Annotated in this window: 25 protein-coding genes and 1 riboswitch; of the genes, 13 read left to right on the forward strand and 12 right to left on the reverse strand. The window is 68.0% G+C overall.

Annotated features, from left to right (window positions below; translation table 11 throughout):
• Positions 1 to 80 precede the first annotated feature (80 nt).
• A riboswitch (FMN riboswitch) is annotated at positions 81 to 249 on the reverse strand.
• A gap of 278 nt (positions 250 to 527) precedes the next feature.
• Together ACFPFG_RS09225 and ACFPFG_RS09230 are read left to right on the forward strand one after the other, a co-directional pair.
• Positions 528 to 1,181 (forward strand): hypothetical protein, encoded by a 654-nt coding sequence (locus tag ACFPFG_RS09225; RefSeq protein WP_312379530.1) that lies wholly within the window; start codon positions 528 to 530, stop codon positions 1,179 to 1,181.
• Between the two features lie 96 nt (positions 1,182 to 1,277).
• Positions 1,278 to 1,982, forward strand: coding sequence for a DUF4124 domain-containing protein (locus tag ACFPFG_RS09230; protein WP_183017698.1), 705 nt, complete (start codon positions 1,278 to 1,280; stop codon positions 1,980 to 1,982).
• 1 nt (position 1,983) lies between these two features.
• Here the strand turns inward: ACFPFG_RS09230 and ACFPFG_RS09235 are convergent, their stop codons facing one another.
• Positions 1,984 to 3,003, reverse strand: coding sequence for an SDR family oxidoreductase (locus ACFPFG_RS09235; RefSeq protein WP_380106156.1), 1,020 nt, complete (start codon positions 3,001 to 3,003; stop codon positions 1,984 to 1,986).
• Between the two features lie 69 nt (positions 3,004 to 3,072).
• On the opposite strand from ACFPFG_RS09235, the gene ACFPFG_RS09240 reads away from it, so the two are divergent.
• Together ACFPFG_RS09240 and ACFPFG_RS09245 are read left to right on the forward strand one after the other, a co-directional pair.
• Positions 3,073 to 4,125 carry a CDP-6-deoxy-delta-3,4-glucoseen reductase gene (locus tag ACFPFG_RS09240; protein WP_012204115.1) on the forward strand — a complete coding sequence of 351 codons (1,053 nt, stop codon included), beginning with the start codon at positions 3,073 to 3,075 and terminating at the stop codon, positions 4,123 to 4,125.
• A gap of 91 nt (positions 4,126 to 4,216) precedes the next feature.
• The gene (locus tag ACFPFG_RS09245) at positions 4,217 to 5,185 is read left to right on the forward strand and encodes a Bug family tripartite tricarboxylate transporter substrate binding protein (RefSeq protein WP_180288371.1); all 969 of its coding nucleotides are present in this window, start codon (positions 4,217 to 4,219) and stop codon (positions 5,183 to 5,185) included.
• Between the two features lie 84 nt (positions 5,186 to 5,269).
• On the opposite strand, the gene folK is transcribed toward ACFPFG_RS09245, so the two are convergent.
• The 4 genes from folK to hda form a co-directional block, all read right to left on the reverse strand.
• A complete protein-coding gene (folK, locus tag ACFPFG_RS09250) occupies positions 5,270 to 5,785 on the reverse strand; it encodes a 2-amino-4-hydroxy-6-hydroxymethyldihydropteridine diphosphokinase (RefSeq protein WP_380106159.1) in 516 nt (171 codons plus the stop codon).
• Complete coding sequence (gene pcnB / locus ACFPFG_RS09255) at positions 5,760 to 7,349, reverse strand: polynucleotide adenylyltransferase PcnB (protein ID WP_380106161.1); 1,590 nt, start codon at positions 7,347 to 7,349, stop codon at positions 5,760 to 5,762. The genes folK and pcnB overlap by 26 nt, the downstream gene beginning before the upstream one ends.
• Complete coding sequence (locus ACFPFG_RS09260; protein ID WP_197957083.1) at positions 7,346 to 8,047, reverse strand: histidinol-phosphatase; 702 nt, start codon at positions 8,045 to 8,047, stop codon at positions 7,346 to 7,348. Before ACFPFG_RS09260 ends, pcnB begins: the two co-directional genes overlap by 4 nt.
• An 88-nt stretch (positions 8,048 to 8,135) precedes the next feature.
• Entirely contained in the window at positions 8,136 to 8,834 is a 699-nt protein-coding gene (gene hda / locus ACFPFG_RS09265; RefSeq protein ID WP_026062235.1) for a DnaA regulatory inactivator Hda, read from the reverse strand.
• Positions 8,835 to 9,157: 323 nt separating this feature from the next.
• On the opposite strand from hda, the gene purM reads away from it, so the two are divergent.
• Positions 9,158 to 10,210, forward strand: a complete 1,053-nt coding sequence (gene purM, locus ACFPFG_RS09270; protein ID WP_013803658.1) for a phosphoribosylformylglycinamidine cyclo-ligase — start codon at positions 9,158 to 9,160, stop codon at positions 10,208 to 10,210.
• Positions 10,211 to 10,227: 17 nt separating this feature from the next.
• On the forward strand, positions 10,228 to 11,286 hold the full coding sequence (locus ACFPFG_RS09275) for an AI-2E family transporter (protein ID WP_012204107.1): 1,059 nt from the start codon (positions 10,228 to 10,230) through the stop codon (positions 11,284 to 11,286).
• Between the two features lie 30 nt (positions 11,287 to 11,316).
• Here ACFPFG_RS09275 and ACFPFG_RS09280 read toward each other — a convergent pair whose 3' ends face one another.
• Both ACFPFG_RS09280 and murJ read right to left on the reverse strand, forming a co-directional pair.
• Positions 11,317 to 12,162, reverse strand: a complete 846-nt coding sequence (locus tag ACFPFG_RS09280; RefSeq protein ID WP_183017694.1) for a SirB1 family protein — start codon at positions 12,160 to 12,162, stop codon at positions 11,317 to 11,319.
• A 58-nt stretch (positions 12,163 to 12,220) separates the two neighbouring features.
• Positions 12,221 to 13,810, reverse strand: a complete 1,590-nt coding sequence (gene murJ, locus ACFPFG_RS09285; protein ID WP_183017693.1) for a murein biosynthesis integral membrane protein MurJ — start codon at positions 13,808 to 13,810, stop codon at positions 12,221 to 12,223.
• A gap of 157 nt (positions 13,811 to 13,967) precedes the next feature.
• On the opposite strand from murJ, the gene rpsT reads away from it, so the two are divergent.
• Positions 13,968 to 14,267, forward strand: a complete 300-nt coding sequence (rpsT, locus tag ACFPFG_RS09290; protein WP_220808475.1) for a 30S ribosomal protein S20 — start codon at positions 13,968 to 13,970, stop codon at positions 14,265 to 14,267.
• A 229-nt stretch (positions 14,268 to 14,496) separates the two neighbouring features.
• Here rpsT and ACFPFG_RS09295 read toward each other — a convergent pair whose 3' ends face one another.
• Positions 14,497 to 14,814, reverse strand: a complete 318-nt coding sequence (locus tag ACFPFG_RS09295; protein WP_012204103.1) for a DUF3579 domain-containing protein — start codon at positions 14,812 to 14,814, stop codon at positions 14,497 to 14,499.
• Positions 14,815 to 15,162: 348 nt separating this feature from the next.
• Here ACFPFG_RS09295 and ACFPFG_RS09300 point away from each other — a divergent pair, with 348 nt between their 5' ends.
• On the forward strand, positions 15,163 to 16,359 hold the full coding sequence (locus ACFPFG_RS09300; protein WP_183017692.1) for an aspartate aminotransferase family protein: 1,197 nt from the start codon (positions 15,163 to 15,165) through the stop codon (positions 16,357 to 16,359).
• A 10-nt stretch (positions 16,360 to 16,369) separates the two neighbouring features.
• Positions 16,370 to 17,302, forward strand: a complete 933-nt coding sequence (argF, locus tag ACFPFG_RS09305) for an ornithine carbamoyltransferase (RefSeq protein ID WP_183017691.1) — start codon at positions 16,370 to 16,372, stop codon at positions 17,300 to 17,302.
• Positions 17,303 to 17,388: 86 nt separating this feature from the next.
• Here the strand turns inward: argF and ACFPFG_RS09310 are convergent, their stop codons facing one another.
• The 3 genes from ACFPFG_RS09310 to ACFPFG_RS09320 are packed head-to-tail and all read right to left on the reverse strand — an operon-like array spanning position 17,389 to position 19,879.
• Positions 17,389 to 17,583: a hypothetical protein gene (locus ACFPFG_RS09310; protein WP_034391191.1), complete on the reverse strand. Its 195-nt coding sequence runs from the start codon at positions 17,581 to 17,583 to the stop codon at positions 17,389 to 17,391.
• Between the two features lie 14 nt (positions 17,584 to 17,597).
• The gene (gene feoB, locus ACFPFG_RS09315) at positions 17,598 to 19,541 is read right to left on the reverse strand and encodes a ferrous iron transporter B (RefSeq protein ID WP_380106166.1); all 1,944 of its coding nucleotides are present in this window, start codon (positions 19,539 to 19,541) and stop codon (positions 17,598 to 17,600) included.
• Entirely contained in the window at positions 19,538 to 19,879 is a 342-nt protein-coding gene (locus ACFPFG_RS09320) for a FeoA family protein (protein ID WP_380106168.1), read from the reverse strand. Before ACFPFG_RS09320 ends, feoB begins: the two co-directional genes overlap by 4 nt.
• Positions 19,880 to 20,078: 199 nt before the next feature.
• On the opposite strand from ACFPFG_RS09320, the gene ACFPFG_RS09325 reads away from it, so the two are divergent.
• Entirely contained in the window at positions 20,079 to 20,399 is a 321-nt protein-coding gene (locus ACFPFG_RS09325; RefSeq protein ID WP_013803664.1) for a YkgJ family cysteine cluster protein, read from the forward strand.
• Positions 20,400 to 20,446: 47 nt separating this feature from the next.
• Here the strand turns inward: ACFPFG_RS09325 and ACFPFG_RS09330 are convergent, their stop codons facing one another.
• Positions 20,447 to 20,917 carry an Lrp/AsnC family transcriptional regulator gene (locus ACFPFG_RS09330; RefSeq protein WP_012204096.1) on the reverse strand — a complete coding sequence of 157 codons (471 nt, stop codon included), beginning with the start codon at positions 20,915 to 20,917 and terminating at the stop codon, positions 20,447 to 20,449.
• 138 nt (positions 20,918 to 21,055) lie between these two features.
• Here ACFPFG_RS09330 and ACFPFG_RS09335 point away from each other — a divergent pair, with 138 nt between their 5' ends.
• The 3 genes from ACFPFG_RS09335 (at position 21,056) to kynA (ending at position 24,608) form a co-directional block, all read left to right on the forward strand.
• The gene (locus tag ACFPFG_RS09335) at positions 21,056 to 22,471 is read left to right on the forward strand and encodes an amino acid permease (protein ID WP_312379509.1); all 1,416 of its coding nucleotides are present in this window, start codon (positions 21,056 to 21,058) and stop codon (positions 22,469 to 22,471) included.
• A 74-nt stretch (positions 22,472 to 22,545) separates the two neighbouring features.
• The gene (locus tag ACFPFG_RS09340) at positions 22,546 to 23,751 is read left to right on the forward strand and encodes an amino acid aminotransferase (protein ID WP_197957454.1); all 1,206 of its coding nucleotides are present in this window, start codon (positions 22,546 to 22,548) and stop codon (positions 23,749 to 23,751) included.
• Positions 23,748 to 24,608 carry a tryptophan 2,3-dioxygenase gene (kynA, locus tag ACFPFG_RS09345; RefSeq protein WP_197957086.1) on the forward strand — a complete coding sequence of 287 codons (861 nt, stop codon included), beginning with the start codon at positions 23,748 to 23,750 and terminating at the stop codon, positions 24,606 to 24,608. The genes ACFPFG_RS09340 and kynA overlap by 4 nt, the downstream gene beginning before the upstream one ends.
• The last annotated feature ends 110 nt before the right edge of the window (positions 24,609 to 24,718 follow it).

Below are 24,718 nucleotides of genomic sequence, written 5' to 3' on the forward strand. Positions count from 1 at the left end.
CAGGGCGCGCGCCATGGCGCCGCATGGCGCGGCGCAGCCCATGGGAAAACCATGGGCATGGCGCCTGCCATGCAGGTGCTGCGCGATCTCTTTCATCCGGACTGTGACCGTCGGCTCTGGCATCTCACCAGATCTGCTGACCCCGGCCGGCCTTGCGGCTTGCCGGGCGCTCGCGGGCTCCTGGACACATGCCGAAAGACAGATCCAGATACCGCCGGTGGGGAATTTCGCCCCGCCCTGAGAACGCTGCTTTGCGGCGCACGGACTGCGCACCGCCAAAGACAGAGGCCATTGTAGCCGCGCCCGCAAGCCATTGCCGCAGCCGGGACAGCGGCCACCATCGCGCACCACGCCTGCACAATTCATCTAGCGACACCTACAGAATATGGGCGAATTGCTATCAAAATAGAAGCTTCGCTGTCGCCCTTGTTGCCTTGCAAGTACGACCCAGGTCAACCGATACGGCCTGTCAAACGTCATAGGAAGAGATCCAGACAGGAAACACGCCTTTGCCCGGACCCCATACCATGCCCCGTTCCAACGCCCCCACCGCGCAGCCACACCAGCAGCGTGACCTGCGCCCCCTGCGCATGCTGCGCCTGCTGGCAGGCCTTGGCCTCGCTGCCCTGGTCACCGCCTGCGCCGTGCCGCCCGATGGCTACTCGGACATGGGCTCCGGCTACCCCAGCTATCCCAGCTACCCGACCTACCCCAGCTACCCCTCTGGCGGCGGCGTCATCTACCCCTCCTATCCCACGCAGCCCGCCTATCCCGACAACGGCTGGTACGAGCGCCAGCGCCTGCAGCGTGAGCGCGATCGCCTGCAGTACGAGCGCGAGCGCATTCAGCAGGAGCGCAACCGCGACGCCTGGCGCGACCGCCAGGAGCGCGAGCGTGAAATGCGCGAGCGCGACCGGGACCGTGACCGCCAGGCACAGGACCGCGACCGCCAGTTGCGCGAACGCATGCAGGAGCAGCAGCGCCGCGAAGCCGAGCGCCAGCAGCGGGACCGCGAACGCGACCAGGGCCAGCAGCAACGCGATCGTGAGCGCCAGCAACGCGACCGGGATCAGCAGCAGCGCGACCGCGAGCAGCAGCAACGCGCCATCGAGCGCATGCAGCGCGAAAGCCAGGGCAGCGGCAACCCCTACCCCACCCAGGATCCGCGCCACTGGCGTTGAACGGCTGACCGGCGGCATTTCCAGCCCCCGGGGGCCGCACCATAATCGGCAATGCACCACATCCCTGTGCCGCTTGTGATGGGAAAGGAAACCGCCATGCACCGCACCCGAGACCTTTGCCAGCGCCCGGCACACGGCCGCCGTTCATCGGCTGCCGTGCCCCGGGCGCTGGCCGCGCTGACGGCGCTTGTTCCCCTGGTGGCGGCCTTGGCCGCAGGGTCGGCCTCGGCCCAGGTCATCCGCTGCACGGATGCCAAGACCGGCCGCGTCACCTACACCAACAGCAGTTGCAAGGACGGCGAAAACCGCGTGCAGGTGCAGGAAGCCCCCAGCCCTGAAGAGCTGGAGCGCGAGCGCGCGCAGTCCGCCGCCGCCATAGAGCGCAAGAACCAGCAAATGGCCCGCGAAGAGGCCGAGCGCCGCACACGTGCCCAGCAGCAGGAGCGCGAGGCACGCAGCCGGCGCGAGCGCGAGAACTCGGCCCAGCGCGACAGCGGCGACTCCCCTGCCTGCCAGCAGGCGCGCCGCCGCCTGGACACCATCCTGGCCGAGGCCGACCCCGATCCCGCCACCTGGGGCCCGCGCAGCCAGGCCGCCCAGCAGCAGATGGAAATGGCCTGCCTGGGCCCCAAGGCCTATGAACAGCTGCAGCAATCGCGCGCACTGCAGCCCAATGCCATCAACCGGCCGTGGATCGTCGGGCGCCCCGTGCCGCCGCAACCGCTGCCGCCTTCGGCGCCCATCTCGCACTGCAACGTATTCCGCTGCTACGACACCAACGGCGGCATCCATCCGCGCTGATTCACGCGCGCAGGCCCTGCTCCACGGTGGGGTAGCGCAGGCGCAGGCCCAGCTCGGCCTTCAGGCGCTGGTTGCGCAGACGGCGTGACTCCCCCATGAAGCTCAGCAGGCTGGCCGGCAGCTCGCGCTGTGCCTGCTCGCGCGTGATGCGTGCCGGGCGCGGCAGGCCGTAGAGATCGGCCGCAAAGTCGAAATAGTCCCCCATGCGCAGCTGCGTATCGTCGCTGGCGTGGTAGATGCGCTGCGGCCGGCCGCGCCACAGCGCCCGCACGCAGGCGCGGGCCAGGTCGTCGGCATGGATGTGGTTGGTGTAGACATCTTCTGCGGCGCACAGCAGTGGCGTGCCGCGCAGCAGCCGTCCACGCGGCGTGCCGTTTTCCCGGTCGGGCGCATAGATGCCCGGAATGCGCAGAATGCTGGCGCGCAGGCCGCCGCGCCCGGCAAAGCGCACGGCACGCTCGGCGTTCACGCGGCGCTGGGCACGCGCCGTGGCCGGTGCGGGCGGACGGCTTTCATCGACCCAGGCGCCCTCGCAGTTGCCGTAGACGCCGGAGGTCGAGCCATAGACCAGGCTCGCCGGCCGGCCGCGACGGCGCAGCACGCGCAGCAGGGCCGTGGTGCGCGGGTCCAGCCACCAGCCCTCTTGGCCAGCGGGCGGATTGGGCGGCGGCGCCAGGTGGACGACGCGCGTGGCCAGGCCGGCCAGACGGCGCAGCGTGGCAGGCGCGTCCAGATCGCCCAGCAGCGGCGTGATGCCGCGCCTGCGCAGATCCTGCAGGCGCTCGGCGCCACGCGTCAGGGCCAGCACGCGCGGGCCCCGTCGTGCGGCACCGGAGCGCGCGCCGGGCGCGCCCGCCAATGCACCAGCCACGCGCAGCCCCACGTCGCCGCAGCCGACGATGAGCACGCGTTCGCGTCGAAAGCGCGCCGGCAGCGCGCCCAATGGGTTTTGGTTTGAGGGCAAAATCCTGGCCTGTTGCGAGGGCGGCCACCCGCGCGCCGCCGGTCGCGGCAGCGGCATGTCCGTCCGGGAAAGAAGATCGCCGGCGCGCTCCACGCGCCCGCCAGCGCCCCCGAGGATACCGAGAACATGACCGAGATAGCCAACGCTTCCCACGAAATCACCGTACAGCCCAGCGGCCGCGCCTTCGCCACGCAGGGCAGCGAGACCATCCTGGCCGCCGCCATCCGCTCCGGCGTGGGCCTGCCCTATGGCTGCAAGGACGGTGCCTGCGGTTCCTGCAAGTGCAAGAAGCTCAGTGGCGATGTCACCCATGGCCCGCATGCCGACAAGGCGCTGACCGCCCAGGAAGAGGCCGATGGCTATGTGCTCACCTGCTGCGCCAGGCCGGCCACCTCTGTGGTGCTGGAGTCGCGCCAGGTCACCGATGCCAGCGCCTTTCCCATCAAGAAAATGCCCGTGCGCGTGGCCACGCTGGAGAAGAAGTCGCACGACGTGATGCAGGTGCGCCTGCAACTGCCCGCCGCAGACAAGTTCCGCTACCACGCAGGCCAGTACGTGGAGTTCATCCTGCGCGACGGCGCCCGCCGCGCCTACTCCATGGCCACGGCCCCCCACGTGCAGGACACGGCACCGGGGCTGGAGCTGCACATCCGCCACATGCCGGGCGGCAAGTTCACCGACCATGTGTTCGGCGCCATGAAGGAAAAGGAAATCCTGCGCGTGGAAGGACCGTTCGGCAGCTTCTTCCTGCGCGAGGACAGCGACAAGCCCGTCATCCTGCTGGCCTCGGGCACGGGCTTCGCGCCCATCAAGGCGCTGCTGGAGCACATCCGCCACAAGGACATCCACCGCTCCGTCACCCTGTACTGGGGCGGCCGCCGCCCCGAAGACCTCTACATGGACGCCTGGGTGCGCGAACAGGCCGAAGCCATGCCGCAGCTGTGCTACGTGCCCGTGGTCTCGGATGCCCTGCCCGAAGACGCCTGGACCGGCCGCACGGGCTTCGTGCACCAGGCCGTGCTGGACGATTTTGCCGACCTCTCGGGCCACCAGGTCTATGCCTGCGGCGCGCCCATCGTGGTCGATTCCGCGCACCAGGCCTATGTGCACCAGCGTGGACTGCCCGACGAAGAGTTCTACGCCGACGCATTCACCACGGAAGCCGACAAGGCTGCCTGAAGCCAGGGCAGATCAATCAATACGCAGAAAAACTGCTCTGCATACCTGCGTACCGCCAGGTGTCGCAATTTTTTTGCACAATAGCGCCCCTATGAACCGTAGAAACAGCCTTCTCTCGGTCATGGCGGCCGCTGCTGCCCTGGCCTCCCCGCTTGCCCTGGCGCAAGAGCCCATCCGCCTGATCGTGCCCTATGCGCCCGGCGGACCGCTGGACATCACCTCGCGCGCGCTGGCCGAGCGGGTGCGTGATTCCCTGGGAGTGGTGATCATCGACAACAAGGCCGGCGCCGGCGGCAACATCGGCGCCGACGCCATTGCCCGTGCCACGCCGGACGGCATGACCATCGGCCTGGCCGCCACGGCCACCCATGCCGTCAATCCCTGGCTGTACGCCAAGATGCCCTATGACGCGGGCAAGGACTTCGCCGGCATCACCCAGATGGTGCGCGTGCCCAATGTGCTGGTGATGAACGCGGCCCGTGCCGAGCAGCTCAAGATCCACAGCGTGGCCGACCTGATCGCCTACGCCAAGGCCAACCCCGGCAAGCTCAACTACGGCAGCGGCGGCAACGGCAGCGCGGGCCACCTGGCCGGCGAAATGCTCAAGCAAAAGGCCGGCATCTTCGCCCTTCACGTGCCCTATCGCGGCGCCAACCCGGCCCAGCTGGCCCTGCTGTCGGGCGAGGTGGACTTCAACATCGACAACCTGGCCGCCGCAGCGCCCAACATCCGCTCCGGCAAGCTCAAGGCGCTGGCCGTGACCTCGCTGAACCCCACCACGCTGCTGCCCGGCGTGCCCGCATTGTCCAAGACCTTCCCCGGCTTTGCCATCGACACCTGGTGGGGCCTGGTGGCCCCGGCCGGCACGCCCAAGCCCGTGCTGGACAAGCTGAGCCGGGCCTTTGGCGATGCACTGGCCGCGCCCGAGACCAAGACCCGCTTCGAGACCCTGATGGCCGAGCCCGTGTCCTCCACGCCCGCCGAATTCGACAGGTTCATGGCCGCCGAGCGCGCCAAGTACCAGCCCATCGTCAAGGCCTCCGGGGCGAAGGTGGACTGAGTCCACTCACCACGTCCCGCCTGGAAAAAAGCCGCAGTCGCCCTCAAGGCGCTGCGGCTTTTTCATCAAGGCGACTCTCAGGATTCAGGCTTGTCGTAGATGCCAGCCAGGCTTGTGCGCCAGGCGGATGCCCTGCCCCGCCACGGCCTGCAGTTGCGCGGGCGTGACGCGCTCAGGCGCGATCTCGGCCAGCGGCACGAGCACGAAGGCGCGCTCGTGCATGCGCGGGTGCGGCACGCTCAGGCGCGGCAGCGCGATGCGTTCGTCGTCCCACAGTTCGATGTCCAGGTCCAGCGTGCGCGGCGCGTTGCGGTAGGGACGCTCACGGCCGGCCGCCAGTTCGATGGCCTGCAGCGCATCGAGCAGCGCCAGCGGCTGCAGCGTGGTGCGCACGGCGGCCACGGCGTTCAGGTAGTCCGGGCCGCTGGAATCGACGGGCGCCGTGCTGTAGAGGGAGGACACGGCCACAAGGCGCGTGCCCGGCAGGCCGCCAATGGCCTGCAGCGCCTGGGCCAGCGCCTGGCCCCGGTCGCCCAGATTGGCGCCCAGGCCAATGGCGACCCAGTGCCCCGGCTCAGTCATCCCCGCCCACGGTGCCATCACCACCGCCCTGTGGCTTGCGGCGACGGCGGCGGCGCTTCTTGGGCGCTGACCCTTCCTCACCCTCCACCTGGGGCAAGGCGGCGGCAGGTGCGTCGGCCTGCTGCGCTTCGCCAGCGCCGGCGTCCTCGCGCGCAGGGCGGGCCTTGGCCACGCGGTGCACCTTGGGCTCGGCGCTGCGCTGGCGGGCGCGCTGCTCGTCGCGGGCCTGGGCGATCAGGTCGTCGCGGCGCGCGTCGTCGGCGTTCTGGAATTCCTGCCACCAGCTGGCCAGGCTTTCATCGACCTCGCCGATGTCGGCGCGCAGGCGCATGAAGTCGAAGCCCGCGCGAAAGCGCGGCTGGGCCACCAGGCTGAACGGCGTGGCGCCCGTGCGCTTGTCGAAGCGCGGCTGCATGACCCAGATCTCGCGCATGTCGGCGGCCAGCTTGCCGCGGCCCGAGACATCGCCGATGCGCTGGTCGAACACTTCGTCGATGGATTCCTGCAGCGCGGGGAAGGGATGCTGGCGCTGGTTCAGGCGGCGCTCCCAGCCGGTCTTGACGTCATGCCACAGCACGCAGGCCAGCAGGAAGCTGGGCGCCACGGGCTTGCCTTCCTCGACACGGCGGTCGGTGTCGGTCAGCGCGGCGCGCACAAAGGGCTGCTCCGCGCGCTCGACCACCACATCCAGCAGCGAGTAGATGCCGCGTGCCAGGCCCAGGCCACGCAACTGCTCCACCGAGGCCAGCGCGTGGCCGGTCTGCAGCAGCTTGAGCATTTCATCGAACAGGCGGCTTTGCGGCACATCGGCCAGCAGCGGCTCGCACTCCACCAGCGGCTTGGCGGTCTTGGGCTCGATCTTGAAGCCCTTGCCCGCCAGCTTGGCCGCGAAGCGCACGGCGCGGATGATGCGCACCGGGTCTTCGCGGTAGCGCGTGGCCGGGTCGCCGATCATGCGCAGCATGCGCTTCTTGGCGTCGTCGATGCCCTTGTGATAGTCCACCACGATCTGCGTGCGCGGGTCGTAGTACATGGCGTTGATGGTGAAGTCGCGGCGCGTGGCGTCCTGGTCCTGCGGGCCCCAGACGTTGTCGCGCAGCACGCGGCCGCTGGCGTCCACGGCATGGTGCATGCCGGCGAGCTGGGCCTTGCTGGTGCGCTCGTTGCCGCTCACGGCCTCGGCCGCGCTGTTGTCCAGGAAGGCGCGGAAGGTGGAGACTTCGATGACTTCATTCTCGCGCCCGCGGCCATAGACCACGTGCACGATGCGAAAGCGCTTGCCGATGATGAAGGCGCGGCGGAACAGGCCCTTGACCTGCTCGGGCGTGGCATTGGTGGCCACGTCGAAGTCCTTGGGACGCAGGCCCAGCAGCAGGTCGCGCACGGCGCCGCCGACGATGTAGGCCTCGTAGCCCGCGTCCTGCAGCGTCTCGACCACGTCGATGGCACGCCGGTCCACCAGGTTGGGGTCGATGCCGTGCACCTGCACGGGCACTTCCTGGCGCTTGCCGAAGGGGGACTTGCGGGCGCGGGGGGCAGCCGAGGTCTTGCCCAGCAGCTTGTCGATGATGTTCTTGATCATGGTGCTTCGCCAAACAGGTCCAGAATGCGCCAGCCACGTTCCTGGGCCAGGGCGCGCAGCCGTGCGTCGGGGTTGGTGGCCACGGGGTGGTCCACGCGTTCGAGCAGGGGCACGTCGTTCCAGGAGTCGCTGTAGAAGAAGCTCTCCACGCCGCTCCAGTCCAGGCCACGCGCATCCAGCCACTGCTGCATGCGCCGGACCTTGCCGTCGCGCATGCTGGGCGTTCCACGGATCTCGCCCGTGAACCAGCCCTGGGCGTCGCGCTCCAGTTCCACGGCAATCAGCTCCTGCACGCCCAGTGCGGCGGCGATGGGGCGCGTCACGAACTCGTTGGTGGCCGTGACGATGATGATCTGGTCGCCCGCCTGCTGGTGCGTGCGCAGCAGCTCCAGTGCCTGGGGGCGGATCGCGGGGGTGATCACCTCGCGCATGAAGCGCTCATGCGCCTCGCCGGCCTGTTGCGCGCCACGGCCGCAGAAGGCCTCGGTGGCAAAGCGCACATAGTCGTGCACGTCGAGCGTGCCGGCCTGGTAGTGCGCGAAGAACTCGGCGTTGCGGCGGCCGAACTCGGCCGGATCGGTCCAGCCGATGCGCGTCGTGAACTCGCCCCACTCGTAGTCCGAATCGAGCGGCAGCAGCGTATGGTCCAGGTCGAACAACGCCAGCCGGGGCCGGAGTTGCTTCTGATCAGAGGTCATGCATATCCTAAAAAAATGGGTCCCGCGCCGCCCTTGCAACGCAGGCTCCGCCGGCTCCCGCAGTCCCTGCCCACACGAGAATGTGGGCTCATTCGGTTTCCAGCATCGTCTTGAGCAACGGGATGGTGATGGCGCGCTTGTTGCGAAGCGCAAAGCCGTCGAGCATGTCGAGCAGCTGCATCAGGCTGCCCAGGTCGCGCGAGAAGCGCTTGAGCATGTAGTCCATCACATCGTCGCCCAGAAAAACGCCGCGGGCATCGGCCTCCTGGCGCAGCACCGCGCGGCGCGCGGTTTCATCGAGCAGTTGCAGCTGGAACACATGGCCCCAGCCCAGCCGCGTGCGCAGATCCTCGCGCAGCTTGAGGTCGGCCGGCGGCAGGGGGCCGGCTCCCAGCACCCAGCGCGGCGAGCCCGTGGCCGGGCTCGTCGCATTCACGAACCAGTTGAAGGCCCGCGCCTGCTGCAGCGGAGTGTAGATGTCCACGTCGTCCATCAGCACCGCCGCCCAGCGCTCGTCGAACGGCGGCGGGAACAGGGTGGATGCATCCATCCAGCCCACCATGGCGCCCTGCTCGCGCAGCGCCTCGCGCACGGCTTTGAGCAGGTGGGTCTTGCCCGAGCCCGACTCGCCCCAAAGATAGGTGGGCACCGGCGTGCGGGCGGTCTGCATGCGGCCGTCGCCCACCCAGTGGCGCAGATGATCGATCACTGCGGCATTGGGACCGACGAAAAAGCGCGACAGCGTCGGACTCGACGCCATGCTGATATCCAGAGCCAGCTGCTTCATCTGCGACATACGCGCAGCGCCCCCTTTCCTGTGTCCAGGCGGGTCCATGCGGCAAAAGCAGGCAGAGGAATCGGCAACGGCATTGGGTTGAGAGCAAAGACAGGCCCGCCTCGGCGCAGCGCTGCGGCAAGGCGGACAACGCCCGGGAGCTCCCGGGCGGACGATGGATTTTAGTCTGCGCGGCGCCCGGCACGGCGGCAGCCGGCCCGCATGTGCAACGAAAGCCCCCTCGAAGCCCACTGGCGCGCGCGCCTGCCGGCGGCCGGCGCCGTAGAATCCCGGGGTTCCAGCCCGGCATCGGGCCTACCGCACCGTACCCATCCATGAGCTCTTCTGCCCCCTCCTCTACCCCGATTTCCTACAAAGACGCCGGCGTCGACATCGTCGCTGGCGATGCGCTGGTCGAGCGCATCAAGCCGCTGGCCAAGAAGACCATGCGCGAAGGCGTGATGGCCGGTATCGGAGGCTTCGGCGCGCTGTTCGAGGTGCCCAAGCGCTACAAGGAACCCGTGCTGGTCTCGGGCACCGATGGCGTGGGCACCAAGCTCAAGCTGGCCTTCGAGTGGAACATGCACGACACCGTGGGCATCGACCTGGTGGCCATGAGCGTCAACGACGTGCTGGTCCAGGGCGCCGAGCCCCTGTTCTTCCTCGACTATTTCGCCTGCGGCAAGCTGGACGTGGACACGGCCGCTGCCGTGGTCGGCGGCATTGCACGCGGCTGCGAACTGTCGGGCTGCGCACTGATCGGCGGCGAAACGGCCGAAATGCCCGGCATGTACCCGGCCGGCGAATACGACCTGGCGGGCTTTGCCGTCGGCGCCGTCGAAAAATCCAAGATCCTCACGGGCCAGAGCGTGGCCGCAGGCGACGTGGTGCTGGGACTGGCCTCGGCCGGCGTCCACTCCAATGGCTTCTCCCTGGTGCGCAAGTGCATCGAGCGCGCCGAAGCCCAGGGCAGCCTGCCCGAATCGCTGGACGGCAAGCCGTTCAAGCAGGCCATCATGGAACCCACGCGCCTGTACGTGAAGAACGTTCTGGCCGCACTGGAGCAGCACCCCATCAAGGCGCTGGCCCACATCACCGGCGGCGGCCTGCTGGAGAACATCCCCCGCGTGCTGCCCGAGGGCCTGGCCGCCCACCTGGATGCCGGCAGCTGGCCCCAGACCGAGCTGTTCGCCTGGCTGCAGAAGACGGCCGGCATCGACGCCGTGGAAATGAACCGCACCTTCAACAACGGCATCGGCATGGTCGTTGTCGTGCCCGCCGAAGCGGCCCAAGCCACGGCCGCCACGCTCAAGCAGCTGGGCGAGACGGTCTACACCATCGGACGCATCGCCGCACGCGGCGAGGGCGAGCCTGTCGAGGTCCGCTGACCACGTGCCCGCAGCGCATGACCCAGCACCTGCCCTCGCCCATCATCTCCCCGCAGCCCGCGCCCACGCGCGGCGTGACGCTTTCCAGCTATGTGCTGATGGCAGGCGCCCTGCTGCTGATCATGTGGCAGGGCCTTTTGCCGGGCATGCTTTGCGTCTGCGTGGGCTTTCTGGTCACGCGCGCCCTTGCCGGGCTGCTGGCACGCGCCCAGCCCAAGGCCCGGCGCGGCTCGCTGCCGCGCTGGACCCAATTGGTGGCAGCCACCATCGTCATTCTTGCGCCGCTGGCCCTGCTGAGCGGCGCGCTCTCGCATACACGCACCTACATCACCGACGCGCCGCAGCAGTACCGCGAGCTGCTCGACTATCTGGCCCACACGGTGCTGGAGCTGCGTGACAAGCTGCCCGCCGACATGGCCGACCAGCTGCCCGACGGCGCGCAGGAAATCCAGCACCTGCTGGCCAGCTACCTGGCGGCCAAGGCCGGCGCCCTGGCCCATGCGGGGCGCGCCTGGCTCACCGGCCTGCTATACGCCTATGTGGGCCTGATCATCGGCGCGCTGGCCGCCGTGCGCCCCATCACCACGCGCCGCCCGCCCCTGGTGGCTGCGCTGCGCGAACGCATCCGGCTCATGGGGCTGGCCTTCCGCCAGATCGTGGCGGCGCAGTTCTGGATTGCTGCCTTCAACACCTTCCTGACGGCCATCTTCCTGCTGGGCGTGCTGCCGCACTGGAACCTGACCCTGCCCTACACGCCAGCCCTGATCACGCTGACCTTCATCGCGGGCCTGGTGCCCATCGTGGGCAACCTGCTGTGCAATGCGGTGATCACCATCGTGGGGCTGTCGGTCTCCCCGGTGGCTGCCGCGGCCTGCCTGGGCTTTCTGATCCTGATCCACAAGGCCGAGTACGTGATCAACGCCAAGGTGGTGGGCCAGCGCACGCACATGGGCGTGTGGGAGCTGCTGGCCGTGATGTTCGTGGCCGAGTCGGTGTTCGGCCCCGCAGGCCTGGTGGCGGCGCCGCTGTTCTACGCCTATCTCAAGAAAGAGCTGGAAGCCGTCCGGCTGGTCTGAGCAGCACCCCGGCCCTGGGGGTTGCCGCCGCTACAGGCCCCTGAGCCGCCGGATCACCTCGCGCACGGCCACGGCCTGCGCGCCCTGCTGGGAATGCAGGAAGCGCTCCAGGTCTTCGAGCGCACGCTCGGTCACTCCCCATTGCGCATAGGCCAGCCCCCGGTCCCGGAAGATCTCCGGCATGTCGGGCCGCAGCACGGCCAGCCGGTCGAGCACGGCCACCAGCAGCGGCCAGTCGCGCCGCGCATGGTGGATCTCCTGCAGATTGCGCAGCATGCGCTCCAGAATGTCGCGCGGCGATGCGCCCTGAAGGTACATGCCCAGCGGAGCCGCCTCCTCGGCGGACAGGCCGGCGTTCTGCCAGAAGGGCTCCAGCCGCTCGGCCAGGCTGTTGGCCGAGAAGGACTCGCCGCTCAGCGGGTCCATCACCACCTGCCCCTGGGGCAGGCGCAGCTTGACCAGGAAATGCCCGGGAAAGCTCACGCCCTGAGCCGGCAGATCGATGGCCGCAGCCAGCTCCAGCCAGATCAGCGCCACACTGATGGGAATGCCGCGCCGCGTCTGCAGCACATGGTGGATGTAGCTGTTGGCCGGGTCGTAGTAATCGTTGAGATTGCCGCCAAAGCCCAGCTCGCCATAGAAGAACTGGTTGAGCACGCGCAGGCGCTGCAGGGAATCGGTTTCGCCGGCCAGGCGCTGGAGCAGGCGCACCTGAAGCCGGTCCAGCTCGGCGCTGGCCGCCTGCAGATCGAGATCGGGCACGGCATCCTGGGCGATGCTGATGGCCGCCTCCATCAACGGCAGGTGGTCATCGCTTTGCACCAGCGCTGCAAAGTACTGCAGGGCCGTTGGCGTGTCTTCGTAGCTCCAGCTCATGATGCTTTGTATATTGCAGCGCCCAAGCCTGCGATTATGCGGGTTCGGGCGATACCTCTCAGCGCCGCAGCAGTGCGCGCAGCTTGAGCCCCGCCGCCCACAGCGCACCGAAGTACAGCAGCACCGAGGCGGCCATCAGCGCGGCGAGCAGGCCCACGCGCTGCCACCCGTGGGCGCGCAGCGCGATCCAGTCGAAATGCTGGCTGCCCCAGGTCAGCAGCACGGCCAGCAGGCTGCTGGCCGCGACCACCTGCAAGGCCAGCCGGCCCCAGCCCGGCTTGGGACGGTAGACGCCCCGGCGCAGCAGACCCCAAAGCAGCCAACCCGCATTGACCAGGGCCGCCAGGCCGATGGACAACGCCAGGCCGGTATGCGCCATGAAGGGCACCAGGACCAGGTTGAGCAGTTGGGTGATGACCAGCACCACGATGGCGATCTTGACGGGCGTGCGGATGTCCTGGCTGGCGTAGTAGCCCGGCGCCAGCACCTTGATGGCCACCAGGCCCACCAGGCCTGCGCCGTAGCCGACCAGTGCCAATGCGATCTGGCCCACGTCACTGTCCTGCAGCGCGCCGCGGTGGAACAGCGTGGCCACCAGCGGCTCGGCGAAAGTGAGCAGGCCCACGGCGCACGGCACGGACAGCAGCACCACCAGGCGCAGCCCCCAGTCCAGCATGGCCGAGTAGCGCTCCGAGTCGTCGGCCGCCTTGGCAGCGGCCAGTTGGGGGGTGAGCACCACGCCCAGCGCCACGCCCAGCAGCGCCGTCGGAAACTCCATGAGCCGGTCGGCATAGAACAGCCACGTCACGCTGCCCGGTTGCAGATAGGAGGCGATCTGGGTGTTGATCATCAGCGAGACCTGGGCCACGCCCACGCCCAGCAGGGCCGGCGCCATCAGCTTGAGGATGCGGCGCACGCCGGCCTCGGCCCAGGCCTCGCGCAGCGCGGCCGGCGAAAAGCCGATGCGCGGCAGCAGGCCCAGGCGCGCCAGCGCAGGCAGTTGCACCGCCAGCTGCAGCACGCCGCCCAGCATCACGCCACCGGCCATGGCATAGATGGGCTCGATGCCGCGCGCCTGCAGCCAGGGCGCACCCCAGAAGGCGGCGGCGATCATGGCCAGGTTCAGCAGCACCGGCGTGGCGGCCGAGACGGCAAAGCGACGCCAGGTATTGAGCACGCCGGCCGACAGCGCCACCAGCGACATGAAGCCGATGTAGGGGAACATCCAGCGTGTCATCAGCACGGCGGCGTCATAGCCCTCGGGCGACTGGCGCAGGCCGCTGGCCAGCAGCCAGACCAGCAGCGGCGCGCCGACCACGCCCAGCACGCAGGTCACCAGCAGCACCCAGAACAGCAGCGTGGCCACGTGCGAGATCAGCGTGCGCGTGGCCTCGTCCCCCTCCTTGGCCTTGCTGGCGGCCAGCACCGGCACGAAGGCCTGGCTGAAGGCCCCCTCGGCGAACAGCCGCCGAAAGAGATTGGGAATCCTGAAGGCGACATTGAACGCATCGGTCAGCGCATTGGCTCCGAACATGGAGGCCATGAGCAGATCGCGCACCAGCCCGGTGATACGGGAGGCCAGCGTCAGCAGGGATACGGTGGAGGCGGCTTTGAACAGTGACACCGTGGGGAGTGTATGCGCTGGCATGCCCCGCCCGGCCGGCGCTCCAGGCGGGCCTGGCCGCTCTTGCACTCCGTTGCAACAGGCCGGCCCGCGCGGCCCGGGCCACAAGGGCCCCGTACTGACTGCGTGCTATAATCCCGCGCTTCGCCGACAACATCCTCAGACACCAGGAATACATATCATGGCATCCAAGCCCGTAAAGAAGAACCCCCGTCTCGCCTCCGGCCGCAAGCGCGTCCGCCAGGACACCAAGCTCAATGCAGCCAACACCTCGCTGCGTTCCAAGTACCGCACCGCCGTCAAGAAGGTCGAAAAGGCCGTTCTGACTGGCGACAAGGCCAAGGCAACCGAACTGTTTGCCGCAGCCCAATCCGTTCTGGACACGATCGCCGACAAGGGCATCTTCCACAAGAACAAGGCCGCTCGCGACAAGAGCCGCCTGTCCGCCAAGGTCAAGGCCCTGGCCGCCCCCGCCGCCTAATCCGATTAGGCAACCGCACGGATGGCTCCGGCCATCTGCCGTTTGTAACGGGTGCGCTGTCAGCGAACGAGAAAACCGCCTTCGGGCGGTTTTTTTGTGCCTGAACAACGCCGCTGCATCCGCATGGCCCAGCAAAAAAGCCCCACCCTCCGGAGCACAGGCGAAAAAAAACGCACCCCAGGCGCGCTTCACATCGGACGGGAACGACCCGCAAAAAAAGAAGCCGGCCTCAGCGGGCCGGCTCGTCCGGTATCAGGCAGGCCTCGGCAACCTGCAGGTTGTTGTCCTTGGCGAAGTTCAGGCAGAAATCCCAGGCCATGGGCTCGTAGTCGCGCAGGTCGCGGTGCACGACCACGCACTTGACGCCATTGAGCGTTGTGGGAACACACCAGGGCGAGTAGCTCAGGTGGCTGCCGCGCTGGGCACCACCGGGGCGAAACTGGCTCATGACGCCTGCCAGCCGCTCAGCCCAGTCGCTGGGCCGGAAAGTCTTGCCTTCGTGGGTGATGCCCTGGATGAACAGTTCTTTGCTGGAGGGAGAGACCATCAGGATGCACGCCAAAATACGGCTTGCGCAACGAGGAACAGGCCCGGCGGTATGCCGTGGGGCATGGCGCCTGCCGCGTCCTGCTTGCGCAAGTCCTTCAAACAATCTGCGCCCGCAGGCAGGATCGCTGCCGGCAGGCCAAGCTGGCATTTTATCTCTTATATAAGAGCTGAGGCCTTGTTGCAGCGCACTACCCAAGTGTGGCGTAGGCTCATTGCATGGCTGTGATGCGCAAACCGCAACGGTGGGCCATCGCGCGGCCCCTAGAATCGGGCTTCGCTGTTTTTCAGGCATCTGCGGCGGCAACGCCCGGATGCCGTTTACTTTCCAGCTCAGGAGATTTTTGCAATGACCGCTTTCATTGAGGCTGCCTCGCCCCACGTGATGAACACCTATGGCCGCGTACCGATCGCTCTGGAGCGAGGCCAGGGCTGCCGCGTGTGGGACGTCAACGGCAAGCAGTACCTCGATGCGCTGGGCGGCATTGCAGTGAACACGCTGGGCCACAACCACCCCAAGCTGGTGCCTGCGCTGCAGGACCAGGTGGCCAAGCTCATCCACACCTCCAACTATTACCACGTGCCCGGCCAGGAAACGCTGGCCAAGCTGCTGACCGAGCGCGCGAAGATGACCAATGTCTTCTTCTGCAGCACGGGCCTGGAGGCCAACGAGGCCGCCATCAAGATCGCGCGCAAGTACGGCGTGGACAAGGGCATCGCCAAGCCGGTGATCGTGGTCTACGAGCATGCCTTCCACGGCCGCTCCATCGCCACCATGACGGCCACGGGCAACCCCAAGGTGCGCGACGGCTTCGGCCCGCTGCTCGACGGTTTCCTGCGCGTGCCGGTGAACGACTTCGAGGCGCTCCAGCAGGCCACGGCCGGCAACCCCGACGTGGTGGCCGTGATGATGGAGCCCATCCAGGGCGAAGGCGGCCTGCACCCCATGCGCATCGAGTACATGCAGCAGGTGCGCGCCCTGTGCGATGCCAACGGCTGGCTGATGATGTTCGACGAAGTCCAGGCCGGCATGGGCCGCACGGGCAAGTGGTTCGCCCACCAGTGGGCCGGCATCATCCCCGACGTGATGACCCTGGCCAAGGGCCTGGGCTCGGGCGTGCCCATCGGCGCCGTCGTGGCCCATGGCAAGGCGGCCACCGTGCTGCAGCCGGGCAACCACGGCTCCACCTTCGGCGGCAATCCGCTGGCCATGCGTGCGGGCATCGAGACCATCCGCATCATGGAGGAGGACGGCCTGCTGGCCCACACCACCCAGGTGGGCGACCACCTGAAGGCTGCGCTGCAAAAGGAACTGGCCGACGTCAAGGGCGTGGTCGATGTGCGCGGCCAGGGCCTGATCATCGGCATCGAGCTGAACAAGCCCTGCGGCGCCCTGCTGGGCCGTGGCGCCGAAGCCGGCCTGCTGTTCAGCGTGACCGCCGACACCGTGGTGCGCCTGGTGCCGCCGCTGATCATGACCGAGGCCGAAGCCGACGAAGTGGTCGCCAAGCTCAAGCCCCTGATCGTGCAATTCCTGTCCGAATGAGTACCTGCCTATGACTGCCATCAAGCACTATCTGCAGTTTTCCGACTTCACGGCCGACGAGTACGCCTATGTGCTCGAACGCGCGGCCCTGATCAAGAAGAAGTTCAAGGGCTACGAAAAGCACCACACGCTCAGCGACCGCACGCTGGCCATGATCTTCGAGAAGGCCAGCACGCGCACCCGCGTGAGCTTCGAGGCGGGCATGTACCAGCTCGGCGGCTCGGTGGTCCACCTGACCACGGGCGACAGCCAGCTGGGCCGCGCCGAGCCCATCGAGGACAGCGCACGCGTCATCAGCCGCATGACCGACCTGGTGATGATCCGCACCTATGGCCAGGACAAGATCGCGCGTTTTGCCGAATACTCGCGCGTGCCCGTCATCAACGGCCTGACCAACGAGTTCCACCCCTGCCAGATCCTGGCCGACATCTTCACCTTCATCGAGCACCGCGGCTCGATACAGGGCAAGACCGTCGCCTGGGTCGGCGACGGCAACAACATGGCCAACACCTGGCTGCAGGCGGCCGACCTGCTGGGCTTCACCGTCCACGTCAGCACGCCGGGCGGCTACGAGGTGGACGAGAAGCTGGCCTTTGGCGGCAAGACCCCGCGCGAGGGCTGCTACAAGGTCTTCAAGGACCCGCTGGACGCCTGCAAGGGCGCCGACCTGGTGACCACCGACGTGTGGACCAGCATGGGCTACGAGGCCGAGAACGAAGCCCGCAAGAAGGCCTTTGCCGACTGGTGCGTGGACGCCGAGATGATGGCCGCCGCACGTGGCGATGCCCTGTTCATGCACTGCCTGCCCGCCCACCGCGGCGAGGAAGTGGAGGCCGAGGTCATCGACGGGCCGCAGTCCGTGGTCTGGGATGAGGCCGAGAATCGGATGCACGTGCAAAAGGCACTCATGGAGTACCTGCTGCTGGGCCGCCAGCCGAACTGATAGCGCAGTCCGCTCAAAAAAGAATGCCTGCAGGCTTTGCGCCTGCAGGCATTCTTTTTTTCCTGGCGGAAGTTCGGGCCGTGGCCTTACGGCCCCCGCTTGTCCGGTGCGCAGCTGTCCCCGCCGCAGGCGCTGCAGCCGCCACAGCCGCCCCCATCCTTGGGCGCCAGTGCCGGATGCATCTGCCCGGCCTTCTGGCGCCAGCGCGCGGGCAGATAGCGCCAGACCAGAGACATGCCGGCCAGGGCCACGATCAGTCCCACGATGATGTTCTGCCACATGGTACGTGCTCCTTTCAGCCTGCGCCCAACGCGACGGCCACACGGTAGGTGATGAAGCTGGCCAGGTAGGCCAGCGCGAACAGATAGCCGGTCATCAGCAGCGGATAGCGCCAGCCGTTGGTCTCGCGCCGCACGGCCGCCAGCGTGGAGATGCACTGGGGCGCGAAGACGAACCAGGCCAGCAGCGACAGCGCCGTGGCCATAGACCAGGTGTGGGCGATCAGCGGGCCCAGTTGCTCGGCCATGGCCTCGTCGCTGGCGGCGGACAGGGCATAGACCGTGCCCATGGCGCTGACGGCCACCTCGCGTGCGGCCATGCCGGGCACCAATGCAATGGCTATCTGCCAGTTGAAGCCGATCGGCGCCAGCACCACCTCCAGCCAGCCGCCGATGCGGCCCGCAAAGCTGTAGCGGATGGCCGCCTCGGTGACGCCATCGGGCGGCGCCGGGTAGCTGGCCAGGAACCACAGCACGATGCTCACGGTCAGGATGATGCCGCCCACGCGGCGCAGGAAGATCATGGCGCGCTCGTACAGGCCCAGGGCCAGGCTGCGCGGGCTGGGCCAGCGGTAGGAGGGCAGCTCCATCAGCAGCGGCGTGGGTCCGGCGCTGCGGCCGGCCAACTTGGCCACGCCGGCCACGGCCATGGCGCTGACGATGCCGGCCACGTACAGCGCGAACAGCACCAGGCCCTGCAGGTTGAAGATGCCGCCCACCGTGCGCTCGGGGATGAAGGCGCTGATCAGCAGCGCATAGACCGGCAGGCGCGCCGAGCAGGTCATCAGCGGCGCGATCATGATGGTCACCAGGCGGTCGCGCCAGCTGGTGATGGAGCGCGTGGCCATGATGCCGGGCACGGCGCAGGCGAAGCTGGACAGCAGCGGAATGAAGGAGCGGCCCGACAGGCCGACCTTGCCCATGATGCGGTCCAGCATGAAGGCGGCACGCGGCAGGTAGCCCGAGTCCTCCAGCGCAAGGATGAACAGGAACAGGATCAGGATCTGCGGCAGGAAGACCAGCACGGCACCCGTGCCCGCGATCACGCCGTCGGCCAGCAGGCTGCGCAGCGCGCCTTCGGGCATGTGCTCGTTGACCAGGGCCGAGACGGCCGAGACGCCGCCCTCGATGCCATCCATCAGCGGCTGCGCCCAGCTGAACACGGCCTGGAACATCAGGAACAGCGTGGCCGCCAGCAGCAGCATGCCCCACAGCGGGTGCAGCACCACGGCGTCGATGCGGTCATCGCGCCGGGTGTCCACCACGGGCTCCTTGACGCAGTCGGCCATGATGCGGGCCACCTGCTGGTGCAGCGCCAGCACCTGCTCGCGCGCATCGCCCGGGCGGGCCGGGGCCTGCAGCTGTGGCGCGACCAGGACACGTGCCTCGGGGCCGTCCAGCCATTGCAGCAGTTCGCGCGCGCCGTCCTGGCGCACGCCCACGGTGGACAGCACGGGCATGCCCAGGGCGCGTGAAAGCGCCTCGCGGTCGATATCGATGCCCTGGCGCCTGGCCATGTCGCTCATGTTGAGCACCAGCAGCATGGGCAGGCCCAGGCGCTGGGCTTCCAGCACCAGGCGCAGGTTCAGGCGCAGGTGGGTGGCGTCGGTGACGCAGACCAGCAGTTCGGGAGGCGCCTCGCGCGCGTGGCGGCCCGAGACGATGTCGCGCGTGATGCGTTCGTCCTCGCTGTGGGCGTGCAGGCTGTAGGTGCCCGGCAGGTCCAGCACGCGCACACGCCGGCCGCTGGCCGTGCTCAGCCAGCCTTCCTTGCGCTCCACGGTCACGCCCGCGTAGTTGGCCACCTTCTGGCGTGCGCCGGTCAGCAGGTTGAACAGCGCCGTCTTGCCGCAGTTGGGATTGCCCAGCAAGGCCAGGCGCAGTGCGGAATCACCGCTGCCGCCACCACCCTGGGCAGGCTGCAGCGGCTGGATGAGCTTGGGAGAGGACGACGCGCTCATGCCACCGCCTCCGGCGCCACGCGCACCAGGGCCGCCTCATGGCGGCGCAGTGCGAACGTGGCCTGGCCCACGCGCACGGCCAGCGGGTCGTCGCCCGGAAAGCCTGCGGCCAGGATTCGAACGGGCTCGCCCGGCAGGAAACCGATTTCCATGAGACGCAGCAGCAGTTCCTGCTCGGCCGTGTCACACGCCGCATGGAGCTCGACCACGCGCGCCGGAACCTGGCGCGGCAGCGCATCCAGGGTGATGGCCGCAGCGGTGGCCAGGCTGGGGGAATGGGGAGGCGCGGGCAGCGCAGACGGAGCCGTGGCGTCCGTCCCGGGATTCATCGAATGCATGGCGTGTTGTATCAACTGATTTTTATTCTCATTTTGATTTTGATCGAATCCCGGCGGGAAGCCCGCGCATGGTATCGGAGTAAGGGACAGGGTCTTGCCAAATGGCCGTCATGGTTTTTGGCCGGTTCCAGGCGCCTCGCACGCGTGCGCGCGACAATCGCGCTCCCACGATCCGCACCTGCACCTGCTTGCCCACGCCATGACCCACCCCTGCCTGAGCTGCGGCGCCTGCTGCGCGTCGTTCCGCGTGGACTTTTCCGTGCACGAGTCGCAGGAGCATGGCGGCCGCGTGCCGGCCGGGCTGATCGAGGAAGTCACCGACCACACCTGCCGCATGCGCGGCACGGACTGGTCGCGCCCGCGCTGCGCAGCACTGGTGGGCAAGGTGGGCGAGAAGGCCCATTGCGGCATCTACGAGTGGCGGCCCTCGCCTTGCCGCGAATTTGCGGCCGGCAGCGATGCCTGCAACCGCGTGCGTGTGCGCCATGGCATGCAGGCGCTGGACAGCGGCCTGCTGTAGCAACCAGCCAGGCGCTGCCGGCCGCCAACAGCCGCCACCACCAGCCGTTATTCCACGGGCAGCCCCGCCAACTGCCCCTTGAACTCCTGCAGCGAGAAATGCGTGTGCACCTGGCGCACGCCGGGCAGCCGGTGCAGGCGGGTGAGCAGCAGGTCCGAATAGGCATCGAGATCGCGCGCCACGACGACCAGCAGGAAGTCCTCCGGCCCCGAGATGCCGTGGAACATCACGACCTCGGGAATGGCGCAGACCGCTTCCTGGAAGTGGCGCGAGGACTCCTCGTTCTGGTGGTCTATGCCCACCATCACGAAGGCCAGCACGCCAAAGCCGATTGCGCGCCGGCTCAGCGCGGCGTGGTAGCCGGTGATCACGCCCTCATCCTCCAGCCGCTTGATGCGCCGCCACGACGGCGATTGCGACAAGTGCACGCGTTGCGCCAATTCGCCCGAGGTCAGCCGCGCGTTGTCCTGCAAGGCGCGGATCAGCAGCCGGTCCGTTCTGTCGATCTCGATTGACATAAACCACCTATGAATTCATGTTTCACAGAATAACTTATCCAAGATCAAGCGCATTTAGGGATAACTACTAAACGCCCTGCGAAGGCCGTAACTAGCATCCGCCTCCGAAGCCCCCCACAGCAACGGAGACAACAACCCATGCCAGCCTTCGAAGACATCGTCCAGCGCGAAGCCGGACTCCAACAGCAGCTGTCCGCAGGACAGATGACCATGATCGCCATCGGCGGTGCCGTCGGCACCGGCCTGTTCCTGGGCAGCGGCTTTGCCATCGGCTTCGCCGGGCCCAGCGTGCTGATCAGCTATGCCATCGGCGCGCTGATCTCGCTGCTGCTCATGGGCTGCCTGGCCGAGATGACGGTGGCCCACCCGACCTCGGGCTCGTTCGGCGCCTATGCCGAGCACTACATCGCCCCCTGGGCCGGCTTCGTGGTGCGCTATGCCTACTGGGCCTGCGTGGTGCTGGCCGTGGGCACCGAGGTGACGGCCGTGGGCCTGTACATGGGCTACTGGTTCCCCGAGGTGCCGCGCTGGGCCTGGGTGGTGATCTTCTCGGGCGCGCTGATCGGCGTGAACATGATGAGCGTCAAGGCCTTCGGCGCCGTGGAGTACAGCTTCTCCATGATCAAGATCATCGCCATCGTGGCCTTCATCGTGGTGGGCGCCTGGGTGGTGTTCGGCACCCGTCCGGCCGGCGTGGGCTTTGCCAACTACGTCAACAACGGCGGCTTCTTCCCCAACGGCCTGTGGGGCACCTGGGTGGGAGTGATCATCGCCATCTTCAGCTACCTGAGCATAGAGATGATCGCCGTGGCCGCCGGCGAGGCCAAGGACCCGCAGCGCGCCGTCACCAGCGCCTTCCGTTCCACCATGGTGCGCCTGGTGGTGTTCTACCTGGCCACGATCGCGCTGATGCTGGCCATCGTGCCGTGGTCGGCCGCCGGCAAGGACGGCAGCCCCTTCGTCAAGGTGATGGAGATCATCGGCCTGCCCGGCGCGGCCAGCGTGGTCAATTTCGTGGTGCTGGTGGCGGCCCTGTCGGCCATGAACAGCCAGCTGTACATCACCACCCGCATGATGTTCAGCCTCTCGCGCGCCGGCCATGCGCCCGCCGTGCTGGGCCGCGTGAACTCGCGCGGCGTACCTCTGCCGGCGCTGCTGCTGTCCTGCCTGGGCATTGCCGTGGCCACGCTGTTCAACATCATCAATCCCGAGCAGTCCTTCATGCTGATGATGGCCGTGGCCATGTTCGGCGCCATGTTCACCTGGTTCATGATTTTCGTGACCCACCTGTTCTTCCGCATCCACTGGGTGCGCCAGGGCAACAAGCCGCTGGCCTTTCGCATGTGGGGCTTCCCGGTGCTGACGCTGCTGGGCGCGGCTCTGATGCTGGCTGCCCTGGTGTCCACGCTGTTCACCGACGTGTTCCGCCTGACCGTGCTCACCGGCCTGCCCTTCCTGCTGCTGCTGGGCGCCATCTACGCCATCTGGTACCGCAGGCCGGCCGGACAGACCGCAACCGCACCTCAAGCCATTGCCCCAACCCAGGCCCGGTGACATCCGGCTCCCGTTTTTCTCCCTCCCTTAGAAACATGACGACTCTTGCCCCCCTCGATACCGCCCGCGCCTCGATGTTCAGCCACGTCCCGCCCTACCCCGGAGATCCCATCCTGTCGCTGATGGAAGCCTTTCAGCAGGACCCGCGCGCCGACAAGGTCAGCCTGAGCATCGGCCTGTATTTCGACGAGGCTGGCCGCCTGCCTGTGCTGGACTCCGTGCGCCAGGCTGGCGATGCCCTGGCCCGCGAGCAAAGCCCCAGCGGCTACCTGCCCATCGAAGGCATCGCCCCCTATCGCCAGCTGGTGCAGAACCTGGTGTTCGGCGCTGAGCACGAGGCCGTGCGCGCGCAGCGCATCGCCACCGTGCAGACCCTGGGCGGCTCGGGCGCGCTCAAGCTGGGCGCGGACTTCATCAAGCACTATTTCCCCGACGCCGAGGTCTGGCTCAGCGATCCCACCTGGGACAACCACCTGGCCATCTTCCAGGGCGCGGGCCTGCGCACCCACAGCTACCCCTACTACGACGCGGCCACGGGCAGCCTGCGCTTCGACGCCATGCTGCAGACACTGCGCGAACTGCCCTCGGGCAGCGTGGTGCTGCTGCATGCCAGCTGCCACAACCCCACGGGCGTGGACCTGTCGCGCGAGCAGTGGCAGCAACTCATCCCGGTGATCGTGGAGCGCGGCCTGATCCCCTTCGTGGACATGGCCTACCAGGGCTTTGGCGACGGCCTCGATGAAGACGCCTGGTCCGTGCGCGCGCTGGCCGATGCGGGCGCCCAGGCCTTTGTGGCCAATTCGTTTTCCAAGAACTTCTCGCTGTATGGCGAACGCGTGGGCGGCCTCAGCGTGGTCTGCAACGATGCGGCCACGGCCGGCAATGTGCTGGGCCAGCTCAAGGCCACGGTGCGCAGCAACTATTCCTCGCCCCCCACCCGTGGCGCGCGCCTGGTGCAGCAGGTGCTGGCGTCGCCCGAACTGAGCGCCCGATGGGCGCAGGAGCTGGCGCAGATGCGCGGCCGCATCAAGGACATGCGCGCCCAGCTGCACGGCGCGCTGCATGAACGCTTTGGCGAGCGGCGCGACTTCGGCTTCCTGCTGACCCAGCGCGGCATGTTCAGCTACACCGGCATCAGCGAGCCCCAGGTCCACCGCCTGCGCGACGAGCACGGCGTGTACCTGATCCGCTCCGGCCGCATGTGCATGTCGGGCCTGTCCGGCGCCAACGTGCAGTACGTGGCCGACGCCATCGCCCGGGTGCTGGAGTCGCCGCAATGAGCGGCTGCCCCGTCCATGGCGGCCTGACCGAGCGCATCGTCGCCGAGGAAAGGGCGCAGCTGGATTTCAGCCAGTCCATGAGCTATGGCGACTACCTGCAGCTGGACGCCATCCTCGGCGCACAGCAACTGCTGTCGCCCACGCATGACGAGTTGCTGTTCATCATCCAGCACCAGACCAGCGAGCTGTGGATGAAGCTCATGCTGCACGAGCTGGGCGCGGCCACGGCCGCCGTGGCGACCGACCGTCACGCCGATGCCTTCAAGATGCTGGCCCGCGTGAGCCGCATCATGGAGCAGCTGGTGGGCGCCTGGTCGGTGCTGGCCACCATGACGCCCACCGAGTACACGGCCATGCGCCCGTATCTCGCCAGCTCCAGCGGCTTCCAGAGCTACCAGTACCGCTGCATCGAGTTCGCGCTGGGCAACAAGAACGCCGCCATGCTCCAGCCCCATGCCCACCGGCCCGACCTGCTGGCCCGGGTGGATGCCGCATGGCGCGCACCTTCCCTGTACGACGAGGCCCTGCGCCTGCTGGCGCGCCAGGGCCTGGCCATTCCGGCCGGGCACCTGGAGCGCGACTGGACCCGGCCCTACACGGCCAGCCCCGAGGTGGAGGCCGCCTGGGCGCAGGTCTACCGCGACCCGCAGTCGCACTGGGACCTGTACCAGCTCGGCGAAAAGCTGGCCGACATCGAGGACGCCTTCCGCCTGTGGCGCTTCCGCCATGTGACCACGGTCGAGCGCGTCATCGGCTTCAAGCGCGGCACCGGCGGCACGGGCGGCGTCAGCTACCTGCGCAAGATGCTGGACGTGGTGCTGTTCCCCGAAATCTGGTCCGTAAGAACGAAACTGTGACCCCTGAGCGGCTTTGCCGCTTCCCCCGCTCTCGCTGCGCGGGCGCGGGACGACACCATCGCTGCGGGACGGCCCTTGCTCGGCGTCCGCCGATGGGCCGCGCCAAGTTT

Source organism: Delftia deserti, assembly GCF_042653485.1.
GTDB lineage: Bacteria > Pseudomonadota > Gammaproteobacteria > Burkholderiales > Burkholderiaceae_C > Comamonas > Comamonas acidovorans.